This is a genomic window from Phycisphaerae bacterium (genome assembly GCA_024102815.1).
In the GTDB taxonomy this organism is placed as follows: Bacteria; Planctomycetota; Phycisphaerae; order UBA1845; family UBA1845; genus JAGFJJ01.
Genome location: JAGFJJ010000010.1, coordinates 52,419 through 71,182, shown reverse-complemented (window position 1 = coordinate 71,182; position 18,764 = coordinate 52,419). Strand labels below are relative to the sequence as shown.

Below are 18,764 nucleotides of genomic sequence, written 5' to 3'. Positions count from 1 at the left end.
GCATAACCTATGGAAAAAGTCTATCTTCAGTGTCCGCGTTGCGGTGCGATCTTTGAATCTGCATTTCAGATTTCCGGCTCCACCAACAGCTCGGTCATGAGTTGCGCCGAGACCTGCCGACGATGTGGCATTTTGGTTCCCTCCAGCAATATGTTTACCGATCACAAAGGCCGACTGCATCTTCTGCCCGGTGGGGCTACATTCGCGGTTGCGAAGGACTTACTCGACGCTCTTCGCAAAGGCGCAGAAGGCTACGACGTTGCCAGAGGATTATTCAACAAGCTCCTCAAGGCTCGGACAGAGCAGGATGTTGAGAACATCGAGGCAGATTTTCGCCGCAACGCCCTCGATAGATATCTTCCTAAGAGCATTCTGCAGGCCAAGAAGCTCCTTCCACCGCTCTTCTTCGTTCTACTGGTTCTTTGGTTCAGCCGTCCATCGGATGACGGGGCATCGCCACGCTCTGACGCGAAAGTCCCTGGCCCGGTTGCAAAGCTCGTTGAGGGCGGCGGGGACACTGACAGATTTGACTTTGGCGATCCCATTGTAATTGAAGATCTCCACGACGTAATCCAAGAAATGTTTCAACGGGGTGCAAATGGTTATGAGATCGTGGAGACCCTCTTGGCGCTTTCGAGTCAACTCCAGGAGGCGAAATCCCCTGAGCATTTGGACCGTCTCAAAGGAACTCCTGAATACAGGCCGTTCCGTGACTGGCTCCCGAGTTCAACTGAATCGATAGTCTGGTTCGTGATAGTCCTCACTGGCGTTGCAGCTTTCGTGGACAAGATAGCCTCCGCCCTGATTAAGGCGGGCGATCTCGCCAATTGGCCCCTTAACCGCAAATTACTCCGACTCAAGGTCCAGCAGGCGCTTGATAAACACGCCGCCCCAGGGATTTCTCGTCGAGATTTCGATACCCACGGGGGAAACACGGAGACGCAATAAGCCGAGAGAACTCTCCAATGTGCTTATTCGCTCTTGCGATGCCTCCTCTTCGCCGTCTTCCTCCCCGGCCGATACCCTCGCCCCGGTGTACGTTGGCGGCTGTGGACATGGTCGCCGTCCTTGAGTTCGCGCTGCGCCCGGCGCATGCGGGCGTCGATCGCGGCCTGAGGCGGCTTGGCGGGGATCAGGCAGTCGCAGCCGTCGCCGATCAAATCCTGCTTCCCCGCCTCGATCAGCGCCTTTCGTACCGCGAAGTAGTTCTCCGGCTTGAAAAACTGCATGAGCGCCCGCTGGAGCTTGCGATCGCGTAGGCCCTTGGCCACCTTCACGGGCTTCTTCGTGAACGGGTCGAGCCCCGTGTGGTACATGCACGCGGCGATGTCGAACGGCGCGGGGATGAAGTCCTGCACCTGCTCCGGTTTGTATCCGTTCTGCTTGAGGAACACCGCCAGGTCGATCATCGCCGGCAGGTCCGTGCCGGGGTGGGCGGAGATGAAGTAGGGGACAAGGTACTGTTTCTTCCCCGCCTCGGCCGATTGCTCCTTGAACTGCCGATCGAAATCCTGAAAGCTCTCCGGCGCCGGGCGCTTCATGAGTGACAGCGTCGTGGTATCGGTGTGCTCCTGGGCGACCTTGAGGTGCCCGCCGACGTGATGCGAGGTCAGCTCATGCATGTACTCCGGCGAGAGTCTCGCCAGGTCCATGCGCACGCCGCTTGCCACGAGGACTTTCCGCACCCCCGGTACGTGTCTCGTTTCGCGCATGACCTCCAGCAGCGGGCCGTGATCCGTGCCCAGCAGCGGGCAGATGGTGGGATGCACGCAGCTCAGCCGCCGGCAGATGGCTTCGATTTCCGGACGCAGGCAGCGCATCTCGTACATGTTGGCCGTGGGCCCGCCGATGTCGCTGACGATGCCCTTGAAGTCGCCGTCGGCCGACATTGATTCCACCTCCCGCACGATTGACCCGCGGCTGCGGCTCTGGATGATCCGGCCCTGGTGCGTGGTGATTGAACAGTACGTGCAGCCGCCGAAGCAGCCGCGCATGATCGTCACCGAGTCCCGGATCATCTCGAACGCCGGAATCGGCTCGCTGTACCGCGGATGCGGTTTGCGCGTGTACGGCAGATCGTAGAAGTAATCCATCGCCTCCTGCGACTCCGGCAGACGTGGGGGATTGCATACGATCGCCTGGCGATCGTGCCGTTGGACCAGTGTGCGGGCGTTGTAGGGGTTGGTCTCGACGTGGATCAGCCGCGTGGCTTCAGCAAAAGCGAGCCTGTCCTCGCGGACAGCTTCGAAGGACGGAAGCTCGACAGCGTTCGACCCGCTGGGCGCATCTTCACTCGCTCCCATCGCGTAGGCCACGCCGCGCATGTCGCGCAGGTCCCGAACCGTCTCGCCATCGCGCAAGCGGCGGGCGATTTCAACGATCGCCGATTCACCCATTCCGAACACGACGAGGTCGGACTTGGCGTCGAGCAGAATCGAACGGCGGACCGTATCGCTCCAGTAGTCATAGTGCGCCAGGCGGCGCAGGCTGGCCTCGACACCGCCGGCGATCACAGGAACGCCCTTGAACGCCTCCCGCGCTCGCTGGCAATACGCCAGTGTTGCCCGATCCGGCCGCAGCCCGATGCGACCGCCGGGAGAGTATGCGTCATCGTTGCGCACCTTCCGGTTGGCCGTGTAGTGGTTGATCATCGAGTCCATGTTGCCGGCACTGACGGCGAAGAAGAGTCGAGGCCGGCCGAACGTCTTCCAAGCGTCGCAGGAGTGCCAGTCGGGTTGGGCGACGATTCCCACGCGGAACCCGTCCGCTTCAAGCACGCGCCCCAGAATGGCCATGGCGAAGCTGGGGTGATCGATGTACGCGTCACCGGTGACGAATACGACGTCAATCTCTTCCCAACCGCGCTCCCGTGCCTCGTCCATGCTCATGGGCAGCGGACGCGGAGCCGATCGCGACGGCACCCCCAGCGGAACGAATTTCGTCGGGGAATACGCGCCCGGAACGGCGCGCACGACATTTGCCTTTGAAACCATGATGCTCCACCTTTGAGGCCGATCCGTCCGGACGGTTCCTCGCGGGTTTCAGGGGTGGGTCCACCCGACTGAATCCCCGCGATCTCGTTCCTCGCGGAAAGGCTCCTTGGGTCATCGGAACCGATGACAACGCTGCCGTGGAGTGTACGCCGAACCGTGCTCCCAGAACAAGCGGTGGGCCTGGCGGGATCGCCCCTGTGCAGGATTCGACTTCCTGGGCAGCTTTCCCGGCAATAAGTGGTTGCGGCCATCGTTCTGCGTTATGCGGGGAATTCGGCCCCTGCGATCGTCATGTAACCGTAAGATCATGTCCGGGCCGATTTTGGGGAATTGTCGGGCGGAAGTCGATACAGGTACAATGGAAGCCATGGATCGGCGCCGGGCATTCACGCTGTTGGAGCTCTTGGTGGTCATTGCCATCATGGGCATCATGGCCGCCATTCTTTTTCCTGCGTTGAGCAAGGTTCGTTCCCAGGCCAAGCGGACCATGTGCGCAAGCAATCTCAAGCAGGTCGGGGTCGGGCTTCGGTCCTATCTGTCCGAGAACAAGGACCGCTTGCCGTACGCCTCCTTCCTTCCCTCAACGGGTCCGTTCCCGCTTTCCACGAAAGAGCCCATCTATATTGCGGATGTTCTGGAAGATCACGTGGGTGGCGAACCCCGCGTTTTCCGATGCCCGATGGATGACAACGGGGACCGCCGGCCGGAGCCGAACCGCGGCAAAACGTACTTCGAATCGGAAAGATCCTCCTACGAATATCGCTGGCAGTTCGCCGGGCGAACCACCGCCGAGGTTGCCGGTAGGATTGAGCGGCGAATCGGCGAGGCCATTCCCGACAACACGATCTGGATCATGCGCGACTTCGACAACTTCCACGGCAAGGGTGGTACCGTCGGCGCGCGTCGCTATCTCTACGGTGACGGTCATGTGACGGACTACGAGTTCTGATCCGAAATTCGGCCGATTCACCGAATTTCGGGGAGACGTGATGTGAAGCAGAAGCGTTCGACAAACGCGAAGCCGGTTCAATCAGGCAAGTGGAAGTGGATTTCCGTGGCAGGCGTGGTGCTGGCCGGCAGTGTGGCTGCGGTGTTTGCGATTTTTCCAGTGAACCGCGCTCCGGCTTCGTCGTTGCCCCCGGACCTGCAACCCGACGCCCTTCGCGCCCGAATGGAACAGGGCGGGCCGGGCACGATGCGCGAGATCATGCGCCGCGACGACCTGACCGACGAGCAGCGCCGGGAACTGCGCGACAACATGCGCCAGTCCTGGCAGGCGGCCATGAAAGAGCGGGTAGATGAGTATTTCGACGCTCCCGACGACCTCAAGCCGTCCGTCCTGGACAAGCACCTCGACGAGTTCATGAAGCGTGTGGAGGAATGGCGCCGCGAAGCACCGCAGCAGCCCCCCTCCGAGGCCGAGCGCGACCGCTGGCGGGCCCAATTCGCCAATCGCACACAGCAGGAGCGGAAAGAGCAATCCGAGTCGCGGAATCCGGACGAAATGGCTCGGGGAATGGCCTACTTCTCGGCCATGCGCGCCCGAGCGCAGGAACGGGGAATCCAGATGCCGGGCGGTCCCGGATTCGGGCGCGGCGGAGGCGGCGGTCCGGGAGGACGAGGCGGACCGGGAGGACCGGGCGGAAATGCACGTGGCGGGTCGAGTCGCCCCGGCTCGTCGGGTGGCTCCGGCGGCGGCCGGCCTTAGCCCAGACGATTCCCGAAGAACACGTTCGTCTTTCGCGATCCCCGCATTGCGCAAAGAACCGCTGCACCTACCCGCCAATCGCTGGGTCACTGAAGTTGGGCGACGGTAAGCATCCCGCCGCCCCGCAAACGACAGGCCCTCTTTTGACGAGCCGCACCCGTTTCCGCTACTATTCATTTCGAGTACCACGGCCGGTTCTATTAAAGTAGTAATTCGCGGAGATCAGTGTGCCCGATATCGCTCTACCTGACTATTTCGCTTTTGATTCTTTGCTGACCGAGGACGAGCGGCAGGTTCGCGACGCCGTGGGGAAGTTCGTTGACGAACGGGTACTTCCCGTCATCGCCGATTGTTTCGAGCACGAGCGCTTCCCCAAGGACCTCATTCCGGAAATGGCGGAACTGGGGGTCTTCGGTCCGACGCTGAAGGACTACGGCTGCGCCGGTCTCAACAACGTTGCCTACGGGCTCATCATGCAGGAGCTCGAACGTGGGGACAGCGGCATCCGCAGCTTCGCCTCGGTGCAGAGCGGGTTGGTCATGTATCCCATCGATCGCTATGGAACGCCGGAGCAAAAGCAGCGCTGGCTTCCGGACATGGCCCGGGCACGCGCCATCGGCTGCTTCGGCTTGACCGAGCCGGACGGCGGCAGCGATCCGGGCAACATGAAGACCCGGGCCGTGAAACGCGGCGGGGACTGGGTCCTCAACGGCGCCAAGATGTGGATCACCAACGGCACGCTGGCCGATGTCGCGGTCGTCTGGGCCGCGACCGAAGAGGGCATTCGCGGGTTCCTCGTCGAGAAAGGGACCCCGGGTTACACCTCGCGGGACATCCCACACAAGTTCTCCCTCAGGGCGTCGATTACCAGCGAGCTCTTCTTTGACGATTGCCGCGTTCCCGATGCCAACCGTCTCCCGCTCGCGGAGGGGCTGGCCGCACCACTGAGTTGCCTCACGCAGGCGCGTTATGGCATTGCCTGGGGCGGCGTCGGCGCGGCCATGGCGTGCTACCGCGAGGCCCTGGAATTCGCCCGCAACCGTGTACTCTTCGGATCGCCGCTGCTCCACAAGCAGACCGTCCAGATTCGACTGGCGGACATGGTTCGGCAGATTACGCTCGGACAACTGCTCGCCTTGCAACTGGGTCGATTGAAAGACGAGGGGACAATGCATCACTCGCACGTGTCCATGGCCAAATGGAACAATGTGCGCATGGCCCTGGATATTGCCCGCGACGCTCGAGACATTCTCGGCGCCGGCGGGATCAGCGTGGAGTGTTGCCCGGTGCGGCACATGCTCAACCTGGAGAGCGTTATCACCTATGAGGGAACGGAGACGATTCACCAGCTTATCGTCGGTCGCGAACTGGCCGACGGCAAAGGGGCCTTCTGACGGCCGCATGGCGTCTCGTTCACCTTCGCCGAGAACGGTCCGCCGCTCGGTATGGCCGGTCCAGCAGCAAGCCAGATTTCTTCGAGGACGCGCCGGCCGATCGCATCATCATGACGAGAAGAGAACTTGTCCCGTTCCACGCAATCCACGCAGACGACTCCCCGCTCAACGCGCTTCAATCTGAATCGCGCGGTCGTGGTGGACGAGAACTTTCTTTCTTATGTCGGCCACCGCCGGCTTGAAGACGGCGCCCCCTCCGCTCGGCCGGACGACGAGCCGGTTGTTCCCGGCAGTGAACTCACCTGTCGCGACCTGCGCGAGCTGTTCGAATCGCAAATTCTGTCCCGGCATATCGACTACGTGGCCCGCGAAATGCGCGCCCGCAATGACGGGTTCTATACCATCGGTAGTGCCGGGCACGAGGGGAACGCGCTGGTCGGCCGCCTGACTCGGGTTACCGATCTGGCGTTTCTCCACTATCGCAGTGGGGCGTTCATGGCTGAACGCGCGCGAAAGCGGCCCGACCTCGACTTCATTCGGGACACCATGCTCGGTTTCGCGGCCAGCAGCGACGACCCCACCGCGGGCGGGCGGCACAAGATCTGGGGCAGCCTGGCACTGAACGTTCCGCCCCAGACGAGCACGATTGCCAGTCATTTTCCAAAGGCGGTCGGTGCGGCGATGAGCATCGCCCGGGCGCGGCGTATCGATCCCCGTATCGATATTCCTCCCGACATGCTCGTCGTCTGCTCCTTCGGCGATGCTTCCGTTAGTCATGCCACCGCGCAAACGGCGCTCAATGCGGCGGCAAGGGCGGCATACCAGCAGTTGCCGATTCCCATCCTCTTCGTCTGCGAGGACAACGGTGTCGGCATCAGCGTGAAGACGCCTCACGGGTGGATTCGGGCGAACTATGTGAATCGGTTCGGCCTGACCTATTTCGAGGCCAACGGACTCGATCTGATCGAAGGCTACACCGCGGTGCGCGCCGCCATCGATCATTGCCGCTCCCGCCGCCAGCCTGTTTTCCTCCATTTGAACGTCGTGCGCCTGCTGGGACATGCGGGCACGGACCCGGAGACCGAGTACCACGGCTGGGACGAAATCGAGGCGGCCGAGGCGCGGGATCCGCTGCTGAGCTGCGCGCGTCGCGTGATGGATCTGGGCGTGATGACGCCTGCCGACGTGCTTGCCCTTTATGAACGGACGCGCGAACGGGTTCGCGAGGCCGCGGAGGCCGCGGCCCACCGGCCGAAATTGAGTTCGGCTGCGCAGATCATGGCGCCCCTGGCGCCGCATTCGCCGGACGCCGTCGCCGCGGAAGCGGCGCGCGTGCCGTCGCTGGAGGATCGTCTTCATATCTTCGGCAGTGAAGACCAGTTGCCGGAGCACCGGCCCGCTCGCCACCTGGGAGCGCTGATCAACCACGGTTTGCATGATCTGCTGGTCAAGTACCCCCGCGCCGTCGTCTTCGGAGAAGACGTAGCCAAGCGTGGCGGGGTATACCACGTCACGACCGGACTCATGTCCAGGTTCGGAGCGGGGCGCGTCTTCAATACTGTTCTGGATGAAACCACGATCCTTGGTCTGGCTGTCGGCGCCGCCCATCTGGGGCTGCTTCCCATACCGGAAATTCAATACCTGGCCTACTACCATAACGCCGAGGATCAGATTCGCGGCGAGGCGTGCTCGCTCCAGTATTTCTCCAATGGACAGTTTCGCAACCCCATGGTCATTCGCATCGCCGGGTGGGGATATCAGAAAGGATTCGGCGGGCACTTCCATAACGACAACAGCATCGCCGCCTTACGCGATGTGCCCGGTCTCGTCATCGCCACGCCGAGCCGCGGCGACGACGCTGTGAAGATGCTCCGGACATGTATGGCCATGGCAACGGTCGACGGCCGGGTCATTGCCTTTGTCGAGCCGATCGCCCTGTACATGACCAAGGATCTCTGGGAACCCAAGGATCGGAGCTGGAGCTTCGAATACCCTCCGCCGCAGGAGTTCATTCCTTTCGGGGAGGGGGCGGTCTATCACGAGGAAGCCCGCGACCTCACCATCATCACCTTCGGCAACGGCGTGTACTTGTCTCTCCGCGCCGCGCGGGCACTCCACGAGCAGCATGGGATGGCCGCAAGAATCGTTGATCTACGCTGGCTGAATCCGCTGAATGAAAATTGGATCATCGCGCAGGCCCAGACGACCGGGCGGGTTCTCGTGGTTGACGAGGGCCGGCGAACAGGGGGAATCAACGAGGCCGTGCTGGCCCTGCTCTGGGAGCATTGTGGCGGCGCGGTGCGTGCCGCCCGGGTGACCGGCCTGGATACCTACATTCCGCTGGGACCGGCCGCTGACCTGGTCCTGCCGAGTGAGCAAGGCATTATCGACGCCGCGTTGGCGCTGCGATGACGCCGCCCCCCAACGCTGGCGGTTGGCGGGACCGCGAGAATGCGGCCTGATCATTGCTGGGGCTCGGCTCCGCGGGCACGACAACGACGTAGCCTCCGACGGGATCAAATCGGAAGTACCACTGGTTTCCCCAGGCTCCCAGAATGTCATTCCCGATGATGAGTTCCGGTACTGCGTCGTTCAAGTGGAGGATGACGCCCGCGCGAACGGTACCCAGCGCATCGTGGCGAATGTCAATCGTTTGTCGGTCGCCTGTGCTGCCCTCGAGCCCGGGCAGGGCGCCACGGTACATCACCGAGGCAGCCGCGCCCGTGTCCAGCAGGGCGCGCATCCGTTTGGTCGTGCTGCCGGAGGTCACGTCCACTTCGAGGAACGCCGAATCGAATCCGCGAAGGTGCTCCGGCGGATCGGCGAACGGCACGAAGACACCCTCTTGCGCGATTGCCGCGGCAAACGCGGCCGTTCGCTCCCGGAAATCCAGGGAGAGAATAACGCCCGTCTTGCGGAAGAACTCGATGCCAAGGGCGTTGCAGTCGCAGGCTGCGGCACCGACGATCGCCCCCGACGCTTGAGCCTGGATTCCGCCTGCCCGGTACGTGAACGGCGCGGTCATATCGACCGTGCGCGGCCCATCGAACGAGAGTACGTCAACGCTCCCGACGACATCGAGACCGTAGGTCTCGCGCAACATGATCTCGAAGCTTCCGCCGGTGTCGATCAAGGCGCTTCCAACGGACTCGCCGTCAACGGAAAAGGGGACTGTGAACAGGACGTAGGGGGTTGTGCCCAGCATGTTGCCGCAGCCGGGCAGGCTGATGCTCAACGCCGCGAGGACGAGCGCGGCCCGTTCCGCGCAGGTTCGAGTCCTGTTGCAGAAGCCCCCGCGACGGTCCTCCCGCAAAGCGCCCGGGACCTTCCCGTAAGTCCGGAGAATCGGCGAATGTGGCATGCTGAAGCGTATTTCCACGACATCTGTCCTGACCAGTCCGATCCGACGGACTTTATCTAACTTCTCGTCCGGCGAGCGGTCTTGCCAAGTAGATCGGTTGCTTCTTTGGTTGGCTCAAGGGGGCGGGGGCACCGTTTTGCCCAACTTGACCGCCCCGCCTCGCCGGGGACAATCTCATTGCGTTGGATCGACTCTTTTCGTACAGGATCAGCCGCATGAAAGCTGTTTTGAATTCGGTACTTCGGATCGGATTTTTCGCCGTTGTCTTGTCGATGGTCCCCCCCGTTCGGGCGGAAATCGTTGAAGTCAACGCGGAAGGCAAAGGTATTACGAAGGACGCCGCCTGCAAGGACGCCCTTCGGGTTGCGTTGGAGCGGGGAGGTCAGGTCGAGATCAGCTCCCACAGCCAGACCGAGAATTTCGAACTGATCCGCGACACCATCTACGCACGGGCCGACGGCATCGTCACCGATTACAAAGTCGTCAAGGAGGAGGCCGGGGCTGGGGGGGTCTTCTACTGCACGATTCGCGCCAAAGTGGACAAGAGCGTGGTCAGCTCGGAGTGGGGCGCGGTGCAGAACGTGCTCGACCAGATCGGCCGGCCCGGTATCGCCGTCTACATCCTCGAACGCATCGACGGCGTCGTGCAGGACAGCAGCATCCTCGAGACGCAGATCGAGAAGCGGTTGCTCGACATCGGCTTCACGGTCTACGCCGGGGAGCAGATTCGCAAGATCATGGAGAAGGAATCGGCTGACGCTGCAGCAGAAGATAACGTCGCCAAGGTCCAGGCGATCGCCAAGGACTTCGGCACGGAGATCTTCGTGACCGGCACGGCCCAGGCGAACGCGGCCGGCGTGAAAGACCTCTTCGGCGAGCCCACGGCCATGTACAACGCCGACGCCGCCGTGAAGATGTTCTACACCGATACGGGCCAGCTCATCGCCAGCGAGTCCATTCCGAACTGGCGGGGAGGTGCCCGCGGGTTCCATACCACGTCGCCGCAGGCCGGCAAGAAGGCCCTGGAGAACGCCGGCGTGGACCTCGTCGAGAACGTCTACTACACGATCATGAAACAGTGGGCGACGCGGATTTCCTCCGGCGGCGAGATCACCCTGGAGGTGGAAGGGATGTCCGTGGCCAAGGGGCTGAGAATCAAGCAAAGGCTGCGCGATCTTGACCCCGATAAGATTGTCAGCGTGGACGGCCCCAAGGTGACCAAGGGCGTCGCCACGTTCCGCATCAAGGCCAAGATGACCGCGGAGGAGCTTGCCGAGTATCTTGTCCGCGACGAATGGGCGGATACGATGGAAGTCGTCGATCTGAAATCGAATCGGATCCAGGCCAAGGCGGTGGGGGATTAGTGGTTGACCAGTCCCCGGTGCACCGTAATTTGAGGAGCGGTAGGGGGTATTGGGGCGTGTGATTCCGGCGCAATCCGGAATCCACGTCCAATGCACGCTTCCGTTGGCCTCCGGCTTTCGCCCAAGTGTCGTACGGCCTCGCCGCGTAGGGATAGACACAATGGTCAAGGAACTTCACGGACAACTCGCCGTCGATTCGCAGCGCTTCGCGTTGGTCGTGAGCCGCTACAACGACTTCATCACGGGTCGCCTGGTCAGCGGGGCGATTGACGCGCTGAAGCGCCACGGATGCCCGGAGGGTCAGATTACCGCGATCTACGTCCCCGGCTCTTTCGAGTTACCGCTCGTCGCGGGCAAGGCTGCGCGCTCGGGTCAGTTCGACGCGGTCATCTGCCTGGGCTGCATCATTCGCGGGCAAACACCGCACTTCGAGTATATCGCCGCCGAAGCGGCGAAGGGCATCGCCGAAGTGGCCATGTCCACGGGCGTGCCCACCACCTTCGGCGTCATCACCGCCGATTCGCTGGAGCAGGCCGTGGAGCGCGCCGGCAGCAAGGCCGGCAACAAGGGAGCCGATGCGGCGCTCAGTGCGATCGAATTGACCACCCTGCTCCGCCAGTTCCCCTCCGGTTCCTGATCCTGGCATGACTGCTCCACACCTGGAACGTCATCAGGCTCGCATTCTGGCCATGCAGGCCCTCTGTCAATGGGAGGCCCAGCCCGACTCCGGCCACGACCTTTTGCGCGAATTCCTCGCCGAGCAGGACGTCCCCGCGGATGCCTCGACGGAGGCGGAATGGATCGTCGGAATCTACTGGTCGCGCGCTCCGCAGATTGACAAGCTCATCGCCTCCGCCACCGAACACTGGGACTTCTCGCGAATTTCCACCGTCGAGCGTAACATCATGAGGGTCGCCGCCGTGGAGCTCCTCGGCGGACGCACGCCGCCCAAGGTGGCGATTACGGAAGCCGTCGACATCGGCCGGGAATTCGGCGGCGCCGAATCACCGCGCTTCATCAACGGTGTACTCGATCGCGTGTGGCGATCGATTCGGGCGACTCCGGACGAACCTGCGTAAAGAGAATCATGGGACTGTTCGATCGTATCAAACAGGGGTTGCAGCGCACCCGCGAGAAGATCGCCACCGGATTCCGGTCCATCCTCCGCGTGGGGCGAAAGATCGATCAGGAAACCCTGGACCGCCTGGAAGCAGCCATGCTCGCCGGGGACTTCGGCCCCGCGACAACCGCCAAGCTCGTGGGCCTGCTCAATGCGGCCTGGAAAAAGGGCGAGATTGTCGAAGAGCAGGATGTCACGCCCTACCTGAAACGCCACATCATTTCCCTCTGGCCGGAGTCCGATCGGAGTATCCACTTTGCGCCGTCCGGGCCGACCGTCATTCTCGTCACCGGTATCAACGGCTCCGGCAAGACCACCAGCGTCGCCAAGCTCGGGCAGTGGTTCACCGGGCAGGGAAAGAAGGTCATTCTCGGTGCCTGCGATACGTACCGTGCGGCCGCCGTTGAACAACTCTCCATCTGGTCGCAGCGCGTCGGTGTGCAGATCGTCAAGCACGGGCAGGGGGCCGACCCCGGTGCCGTGGCCTACGATGCCTGCGAGGCGGCCGTGGCCAGGGAGGCGGACGTACTTCTGCTCGACACGGCCGGTCGGCTCCATACGCAGGATCACCTCATGCGCGAACTCGGCAAAATCCGTAAGGTCGTTGAGCGCAAGATCGAAGGTGCACCGCATGAAGTGGTGCTCGTGCTGGACGCGACCATCGGCCAGAACGCCATCAACCAGGCAAGACAGTTTTCCGAGCACGTGGATGTAACCGGCATCTTCCTGGCCAAGCTCGACGGCAGTGCCAAGGGGGGTGTCGTCGTCGGCATTCGCGATCAGCTCAACGTGCCGGTCAAGTTCGTCGGACTCGGGGAAACGCCTGACGCCATCGCACCCTTCGATCCGGCGACGTTTGTGGAAGCGCTTTTTGCAGAGTAGTCCGATGCTCGACTATCGCACCGCCGGTGAATCGCACGGTAAAGCGCTGATTGCGCTGGTGGAGGGCCTGCCGGCGGGCGTTACGGTTCGCGAGGACCGCATCAACGGAGAGCTCCGTCGACGGCAGGGTGGCTACGGCCGAGGCGGTCGGCAGCGAATTGAGCACGATGAGGTCCAGATCCTCTCGGGGATTCGCGGAGGCCGGACGATCGGTTCGCCCCTTGCGCTTCAGATCGTCAACCGCGATGTCCGCATCGACGAGGCGCCGGCGGTTCATCGCCCCCGTCCGGGTCATGCCGATCTGGCCGGAAGCCTCAAGTTCTTGACCGTGGATTGTCGCGAGACGCTCGAACGGGCCTCGGCGCGAGAGACCGCTGCCCGTGTCGCGGCGGGCGCCTTGGTGCGCAACCTGCTGGACGAATTCGGCATTGACGTCGTGGGCTTCGTCAAGTCGATCGAGGGGGCTGAAGCGGCCGTCGACCTCGATACGGCTCCCGATGATCTTCGGCGGAATCGCGACGCCAACGAAGCCTATTGCCCCGACGCCGCGGCCGCTCTGCGCATGATCGACGTTATTCATCGCGCCGCCGCCGATCGGGACACGGTCGGCGGTGTGGTTGAAGTACACGTGACCGGACATCCACCGGGATTGGGCTCTTGCATGCGCTGGCAGGACAAGCTGGATGGCCGCATCATGCAGGCCGTCGGCTCCATTCAGGCGATCAAGGGTGTGGAGATCGGCCTGGGATTCGGCGCAGCCCGGTTGCCCGGCAGCGCGGTACACGACGAAATTACCTTCAGCCCGGCCGAGCGAAACCTGCCCTCGCTCGGATTCGTGCGGCCGACGAACAACGCGGGGGGAATCGAAGGTGGCATGACGAACGGCGCGCCGATCGTCCTGCGGGCCGCGATGAAACCGATCAGCACGCTCCTGCGGGGTATGCCGAGTGTCAATCTTTTGACACTTACCCCCGAGCGATCCGACTACGAGCGCAGCGATGTGGCAGCGGTTGCAGCGGCCAGCGTAGTTGCGGAGAATGTCGTCGCCTTTGAGATCGGGAGGGCGTTCCTCGAGAAGTTCGGCGGCGATACGTTGGACGAGGTGCGGGCGGCGTATGAGTATTTTCTGCGCGCGGCCCGTTCGCTCTCGCCCGCATCCGCCCCGGGCGATGGCGCTCAGCCCTGATCCGAATGCGCCCGAACGGCAGCTTGCGGCTGTGGCGGAATTGGCAGACGCGCTGGACTTAGGATCCAGTGGCCGAGAGGTCGTGGGGGTTCGAGTCCCCCCAGCCGCAGTTAAGTGACAGAATCTTGTCACTTCGTTTTTGTGCGTTTTTGCCTTGTTTTATAGGCTTTTTCGCACCGTCGGCACTTACGGGCCGATCGTCCATTTTGTTAGGCATCCGGTAAGTTTTACGCCCTTTCGGAAGCCCCTCAACATATGTCTCAACATATGTCTGAGATCGCCCGTCCGTACCCGTCGCTCGGGCTTGCTCCTGCTGCGGCGAATCGTCCAGCCGGGGGAGCTGCTCCACCGCTCCAGCCGTATCGAGAAGCCGGGCATCGGTATAGACACGAGTCGTGAGCCGGATGTCCGTGTGTCTCATCAACTCCATCGCCGTACGGATGTTCACGCCAGCCTTGGCGAGCATCGTCCCGTACGTTACCCGCAGGGAATGAAGATCGAGCCGCCCGGCATCCGTGATCGGTTCAATGCCCATGCTCTTGAGATCACGTCGAAACGTGCGATACGTCGGCAGGGGGCCGAACACCGTGTCACCGGGCTTCCAGCCCTCGGGGCGATACTCACGGAGCAGCTTGGCCAAGTCCGCCGGCAGGGGGATCGCGTCCGCCCGTCGGCTCTTCGTCGTGCTCGCCCGTAGCTGGATCGCGGGCTTGGGATCGTCGAGCAGTAGATCACCCCAGCGAAGTGCTTGGCACTCCATCCGCCGCAGCCCCGTGTAAGCCAGCGTGCGATAGATCAGCCCTCGGCCACGCTTGGCCGTCACGATCTTGCCAAGCTCATCGAGGGTCGCCGCCCGCCGGGGGATCACCGGCTCGGTAGCTTCGGCCTTGGCGATGCCCGCGATCGGGTTCTTCTCCATCCGCTTGTGGCTTACCAGCCAATTGCACAAGGCACGCACAGCCTCGATGTAGTGATTGCACGTCCGATCGGACAGCCCCGCCCGCCGCTTTCGTCCGAGCCAGGAGGAGAAGCTATCCACGTCGATATGGCCGAGTTTTGTCCAGCCGATCTCGTTGGTAATCAGCTTCATCCGATCGTGCAGCTTCCGGGTGTACTGGTATGCACGCCCCGCCCGCTGAAGATCGTCGATCCAGTCGGCAACGTGCTTGTCGAGGGCTTTCTCGCCGTGCTCGAAGGAAACATCGACGATGCCCGCCCGCTGCCGCTCGACGCTCCGTTCAATCGTGGCGAGCTTCTGCTTGGCGGAGGCGAGATCACGATAGCCGGATGCCGTCTTACGCTTGCCGCTGGCATCGGTGTAAGCGATGGAATATACATCCGCCTCGACGTACACCGGCTTGCCGTCACGGCCGAGCACCGGCTCCCGCTGAGGCACGAGCACACGCTTGCCTTTGTTGGGGCCTCGGGCCGCGATCTTCTCCACCATGATCGGCGAGCCGTCACGCCCGCGAGCCGTCCGCATTTTCGGATGCCTAGCCTTAAAGATATGGGCCATCGCTACCCCTTTCGCCGTCGCACCAGCCGGATGTCGAGCCCGAGGGCCTCGGCGATCCGTACGAATGTCGCCAGCTCCACCGTGCCTTGTCGGGCACCCGAGCACCAATTGTGTACCGTCGCGTATCCGAGCCCGGATCGTCGGCAAAGCTCGTTCATGCTTATGCCGAGCTTCTCGAAGTGCTGCCGGGCCGCCGCGTTGAGTTGATCCGTATTCATGCCGGATAGCTTATCCCGTTGTCGATATCCCGTCAACCCGTCCGATGCCGCCGCAGCCATCGACCGATCCGCTGCACGTGCTTGGCGAACACGGCATCACGAGTCGGGAGCTTGTCCGCGTCGCCGGGGCTTCGCTCCTCGATGCCGTCGGAATACTGGCCGTCTCGACTTGTCGGCGGGCTGCTCATCGGGGGCGGAGCTTCGGCTTTGCTCCCGCCGATCCGGGCATCGGACAAGGGGTTTACCCGGCCAGCCATTGACGCTTCCTACTCGGCCGGTGTGGTCAGGGCTTTGAGCTCATCGAACGAACGAACGCACTGGTAGCGTTTACCTCCGACCTTCGAAACAACGACCGCTGAACCGTCCTTTTCTTCAACGAAAGCGACCTCATTCAACGGAAACAATATCCGGCCGTTCTCTGCACTTACTTCAACAAACAACATAGCAAATACTCCAAATAATAAGCCACATAACCAGCGATCGGCACCACGCCGATTCGTTCACACATTAACGCGGGGGAGCACCGCCCCAGCCGTCACGGAACGACCGGCCGGAGCGTGCTGCACAGCCCGACCACAGCGTAACGGGGAGCCCGATCACGCTGAGAGTGCCAATTGATCGACACGCATTGTGTACGTCGTGGCCGAGGCGTACGCTCCACGCTCACACGGGCCAACGTCGATGAGCTTCTCAACTTCCAGAATCCGCCGATGCACAACATTGCCCGGCAACAGTCGATACTCTTCGCCCGAGCCGTCGGCCGCCAATTGAAAACAAAACGATGATCCGGCAAGGGCACCATCCCACACTGCCCCGAGGGCTTTGCGAACTATGGCAGAATCCACCGTCAGGGTATTCTCGTATAGCAGCCCCTTGCATGTGGTGGACAATGATAGATTGCCCCGCGTTGTCGAGCCGATCTCGTATCGCCGATCGTGGGTGATAAGGCACTTCACCGCTTGTCGCTCCCGCAGTGCTTTATCGAAAGCCCTGGGGGCGACAGTCTCGTAAGCATCGGGCAGAATCCAGAACCTTGTGCCATCGTCGAGATCATCCTCGAACACGCTGGCCAGCCCGCATATCGCCCAACCTTGGGCCGTGCTTGGCGGTTCTTGCAGCCGCCTTGCTGCTTTCGCCGTTAAATAACGCCGTTCGGCACGCCCCGATATCGCCCCTTTGAGTTTGTCGATCACCGGGCGATACCGTTGCAGCCAACGATATTCTTCCTCTGTCGCAAGATGGTGAATTTCCCTGAAGAGGGCTTCCACATCATCCTCCGCTGAGCGTGCCGACATTCTCTCAAGCTGGTCTAGGTTTTTTGACCAGTGCCGCACGAAACCCGCTAGGAAGTCGGCCTTTTGCGCCAATGTTGATGAATAATATGGCATGGTCAGGCACCTACTTTCTTGGCGAGCTCTTCTTCGAGCCGTCGCCGCAGCGATTTAAACCGCCCGCCCAGGGTTTGCAGGGATAGGAGAGTCTCGGCCACGTCGCGGGTGATGTCGGCACAAACGCGGAAAGCTTCGTTCTCATGCCCCGCCGAACTCGACGCTGCATAGTCGCCGTTGTATCCCGCTTCACGCTGTCGATCCGCCGCCCGGGTCGCCAGGGTTCGATACGATTTCTCCATCAGCCGCAGCTCCTCGATACGCCGTGTCGAATCACGGAGCGGAGCAGTTTCCTCGGCCAGGTTCTCGATCGTCGCCAGAAGTTTCATGTCCGTTGTCATACGTTCACTCTCCTATTGCTTGGATAGCCTCAGTCATACGCTTCAATTCCACCACGATCCGACCGATGCTCGATTGAATGTCGAGCAGCCGCCGCGATCGATGCCATAAGTGATCCAACTCCTCGGCGATATCATCGGCCTCTTGTCCGAGCACGATATGCAGTCGGCCTCGAAGCTTGTTTTGCAAGTCGCGGTTTTCGTTCAATGCCAGCGTGAGCACGCTTCGATCCGAAGCCGCCTCGACGAAATGCCTACCGGCTTCAGATACCGACCTGCACAACTCCTGCACTCGCTCGCCAACGTCACGCTCGACTTTCGTAGCACTCGCCATTGTTTCTTACTCCTCATCATCAGCATCATTCTCGGGGGGTAGACTCTCCCACCGCTCACATTCACCGGGCAACCACAGCCCGAGCCGAGTCAAGAACTCGGCTTCAGTCTCGAAGTCATCGCCCGCCGCATTGCTGGCAAGCTCCCTACTCCAAATCCGAGGCACGCCGCGGGACAGCCCGTAGTATCCACCGACCACGCCGTAGATATCAGGGTACTCCGCATGGGCCTCGGCCACCGCCGCTTTCCACGTGGGATCATCGAACCAGTGCACACCGCCCAAGCACAAACGCTTTTCAGGCGCATCAAATGTCCACCAGTGATACGGCCGGGAGCCGGGATATTTCGCAGCCCACTCGCGAGTGATCTGCTCGCCGTGCAATTCCCACAATGCCCGAATCTCATCATCATCGACATGGTGCCGGAGCCCACGTTCCAGCTCGATGAGAATCGTCGAGCCCCGCTCCAGGAGAGCACGCACAGCGTCGGTAAGCTCCAAGCCGGGCCGCTGCCGCCGTGATGTTCTTTTTCGGTAAGGGGGCATCACGCACCGCCTTTCTTGGCCGGGCCGGTAGGCGATAACCGAGGCACCCGCCCGGGCTCGGGTGCCACATCGAGCCCCAGCTCCCGTACAAGGCGAGCAAAGGCCAGCCGGGAGTCACGCTCGACAGCCACTTCGGGCCGGGATCGCGGGCACCCGAAGCGATCCGTATAGGACACACCCGACTTGTCGAGCAGCTCCCGAGCACCTTGGCACCTATCCCACGACTCAGCCGCCAGTGTGAGCAGCTTCACGTGATGGGCTTCAAGCTCGAACTCGGCCGCGATCTCCTCGAACCAACGCCGAGTGGCGGGTTTCAAGTGCTTGGGGGCCTTAATGGTTTCTTTGCTCATGGCGAATATCCATTTTCAGTCGGCAACGGCTCGAAAAAATGCACGTTGGGCACACGGTCTATAAATGGC

Annotated in this window: 20 protein-coding genes, 1 tRNA gene and 1 pseudogene; 11 read left to right on the top strand and 11 right to left on the bottom strand. The window is 62.1% G+C overall.

Annotated elements, in window-relative coordinates; translation table 11 throughout:
• The first annotated feature begins 9 nt into the window (after positions 1 to 9).
• A complete protein-coding gene (locus tag J5J06_03030) occupies positions 10 to 948 on the top strand; it encodes a hypothetical protein (GenBank protein MCO6436040.1) in 939 nt (312 codons plus the stop codon).
• Between the two features lie 23 nt (positions 949 to 971).
• Here the strand turns inward: J5J06_03030 and J5J06_03025 are convergent, their stop codons facing one another.
• Complete coding sequence (locus tag J5J06_03025) at positions 972 to 2,993, bottom strand: YgiQ family radical SAM protein (protein MCO6436039.1); 2,022 nt, start codon at positions 2,991 to 2,993, stop codon at positions 972 to 974.
• A 358-nt stretch (positions 2,994 to 3,351) separates the two neighbouring features.
• On the opposite strand from J5J06_03025, the gene J5J06_03020 reads away from it, so the two are divergent.
• The 4 genes from J5J06_03020 to J5J06_03005 all read left to right on the top strand — a co-directional run bounded on the left by J5J06_03020 (position 3,352) and on the right by J5J06_03005 (position 8,507).
• The gene (locus J5J06_03020; protein ID MCO6436038.1) at positions 3,352 to 3,942 is read left to right on the top strand and encodes a type II secretion system protein; all 591 of its coding nucleotides are present in this window, start codon (positions 3,352 to 3,354) and stop codon (positions 3,940 to 3,942) included.
• A 42-nt stretch (positions 3,943 to 3,984) separates the two neighbouring features.
• Positions 3,985 to 4,701: a hypothetical protein gene (locus J5J06_03015; GenBank protein MCO6436037.1), complete on the top strand. Its 717-nt coding sequence runs from the start codon at positions 3,985 to 3,987 to the stop codon at positions 4,699 to 4,701.
• A gap of 236 nt (positions 4,702 to 4,937) precedes the next feature.
• Positions 4,938 to 6,095, top strand: coding sequence for an acyl-CoA dehydrogenase family protein (locus J5J06_03010; GenBank protein ID MCO6436036.1), 1,158 nt, complete (start codon positions 4,938 to 4,940; stop codon positions 6,093 to 6,095).
• A 180-nt stretch (positions 6,096 to 6,275) separates the two neighbouring features.
• A complete protein-coding gene (locus tag J5J06_03005; protein ID MCO6436035.1) occupies positions 6,276 to 8,507 on the top strand; it encodes an MFS transporter in 2,232 nt (743 codons plus the stop codon).
• On the opposite strand, the gene J5J06_03000 is transcribed toward J5J06_03005, so the two are convergent.
• Positions 8,479 to 9,456 carry a hypothetical protein gene (locus J5J06_03000; GenBank protein MCO6436034.1) on the bottom strand — a complete coding sequence of 326 codons (978 nt, stop codon included), beginning with the start codon at positions 9,454 to 9,456 and terminating at the stop codon, positions 8,479 to 8,481. The genes J5J06_03005 and J5J06_03000 overlap by 29 nt on opposite strands.
• Positions 9,457 to 9,671: 215 nt before the next feature.
• On the opposite strand from J5J06_03000, the gene J5J06_02995 reads away from it, so the two are divergent.
• From J5J06_02995 to J5J06_02970, 6 genes are all read left to right on the top strand, one after another.
• Positions 9,672 to 10,820 carry a hypothetical protein gene (locus tag J5J06_02995; GenBank protein ID MCO6436033.1) on the top strand — a complete coding sequence of 383 codons (1,149 nt, stop codon included), beginning with the start codon at positions 9,672 to 9,674 and terminating at the stop codon, positions 10,818 to 10,820.
• A gap of 160 nt (positions 10,821 to 10,980) precedes the next feature.
• The gene (locus tag J5J06_02990; GenBank protein ID MCO6436032.1) at positions 10,981 to 11,457 is read left to right on the top strand and encodes a 6,7-dimethyl-8-ribityllumazine synthase; all 477 of its coding nucleotides are present in this window, start codon (positions 10,981 to 10,983) and stop codon (positions 11,455 to 11,457) included.
• A 7-nt stretch (positions 11,458 to 11,464) separates the two neighbouring features.
• Positions 11,465 to 11,899 (top strand): transcription antitermination factor NusB, encoded by a 435-nt coding sequence (nusB, locus tag J5J06_02985; GenBank protein ID MCO6436031.1) that lies wholly within the window; start codon positions 11,465 to 11,467, stop codon positions 11,897 to 11,899.
• A gap of 8 nt (positions 11,900 to 11,907) precedes the next feature.
• Positions 11,908 to 12,822: a signal recognition particle-docking protein FtsY gene (ftsY, locus tag J5J06_02980; GenBank protein MCO6436030.1), complete on the top strand. Its 915-nt coding sequence runs from the start codon at positions 11,908 to 11,910 to the stop codon at positions 12,820 to 12,822.
• A 4-nt stretch (positions 12,823 to 12,826) separates the two neighbouring features.
• A complete protein-coding gene (aroC, locus tag J5J06_02975) occupies positions 12,827 to 14,008 on the top strand; it encodes a chorismate synthase (GenBank protein MCO6436029.1) in 1,182 nt (393 codons plus the stop codon).
• A 25-nt stretch (positions 14,009 to 14,033) separates the two neighbouring features.
• Positions 14,034 to 14,117 (top strand) — tRNA-Leu (locus J5J06_02970).
• A 264-nt stretch (positions 14,118 to 14,381) separates the two neighbouring features.
• On the opposite strand, the pseudogene J5J06_02965 reads toward J5J06_02970, so the two are convergent.
• The 9 genes and pseudogenes from J5J06_02965 to J5J06_02925 form a co-directional block, all read right to left on the bottom strand.
• Positions 14,382 to 15,524 (bottom strand): annotated as a pseudogene (locus J5J06_02965) (site-specific integrase).
• A gap of 2 nt (positions 15,525 to 15,526) precedes the next feature.
• Positions 15,527 to 15,742, bottom strand: a complete 216-nt coding sequence (locus J5J06_02960; protein ID MCO6436028.1) for a helix-turn-helix transcriptional regulator — start codon at positions 15,740 to 15,742, stop codon at positions 15,527 to 15,529.
• A 32-nt stretch (positions 15,743 to 15,774) separates the two neighbouring features.
• A complete protein-coding gene (locus J5J06_02955; GenBank protein ID MCO6436027.1) occupies positions 15,775 to 15,999 on the bottom strand; it encodes a hypothetical protein in 225 nt (74 codons plus the stop codon).
• Between the two features lie 9 nt (positions 16,000 to 16,008).
• Positions 16,009 to 16,185, bottom strand: coding sequence for a hypothetical protein (locus J5J06_02950; GenBank protein ID MCO6436026.1), 177 nt, complete (start codon positions 16,183 to 16,185; stop codon positions 16,009 to 16,011).
• Positions 16,186 to 16,338: 153 nt separating this feature from the next.
• Positions 16,339 to 17,037 carry an HK97 family phage prohead protease gene (locus J5J06_02945; GenBank protein ID MCO6436025.1) on the bottom strand — a complete coding sequence of 233 codons (699 nt, stop codon included), beginning with the start codon at positions 17,035 to 17,037 and terminating at the stop codon, positions 16,339 to 16,341.
• 95 nt (positions 17,038 to 17,132) lie between these two features.
• Entirely contained in the window at positions 17,133 to 17,471 is a 339-nt protein-coding gene (locus J5J06_02940) for a hypothetical protein (GenBank protein MCO6436024.1), read from the bottom strand.
• Positions 17,472 to 17,475: 4 nt separating this feature from the next.
• Complete coding sequence (locus J5J06_02935) at positions 17,476 to 17,802, bottom strand: hypothetical protein (protein ID MCO6436023.1); 327 nt, start codon at positions 17,800 to 17,802, stop codon at positions 17,476 to 17,478.
• 6 nt (positions 17,803 to 17,808) lie between these two features.
• Positions 17,809 to 18,300 (bottom strand): hypothetical protein, encoded by a 492-nt coding sequence (locus J5J06_02930; GenBank protein ID MCO6436022.1) that lies wholly within the window; start codon positions 18,298 to 18,300, stop codon positions 17,809 to 17,811.
• 44 nt (positions 18,301 to 18,344) lie between these two features.
• Positions 18,345 to 18,695: a hypothetical protein gene (locus tag J5J06_02925; GenBank protein ID MCO6436021.1), complete on the bottom strand. Its 351-nt coding sequence runs from the start codon at positions 18,693 to 18,695 to the stop codon at positions 18,345 to 18,347.
• Between the last annotated feature and the right edge of the window lie 69 nt (positions 18,696 to 18,764).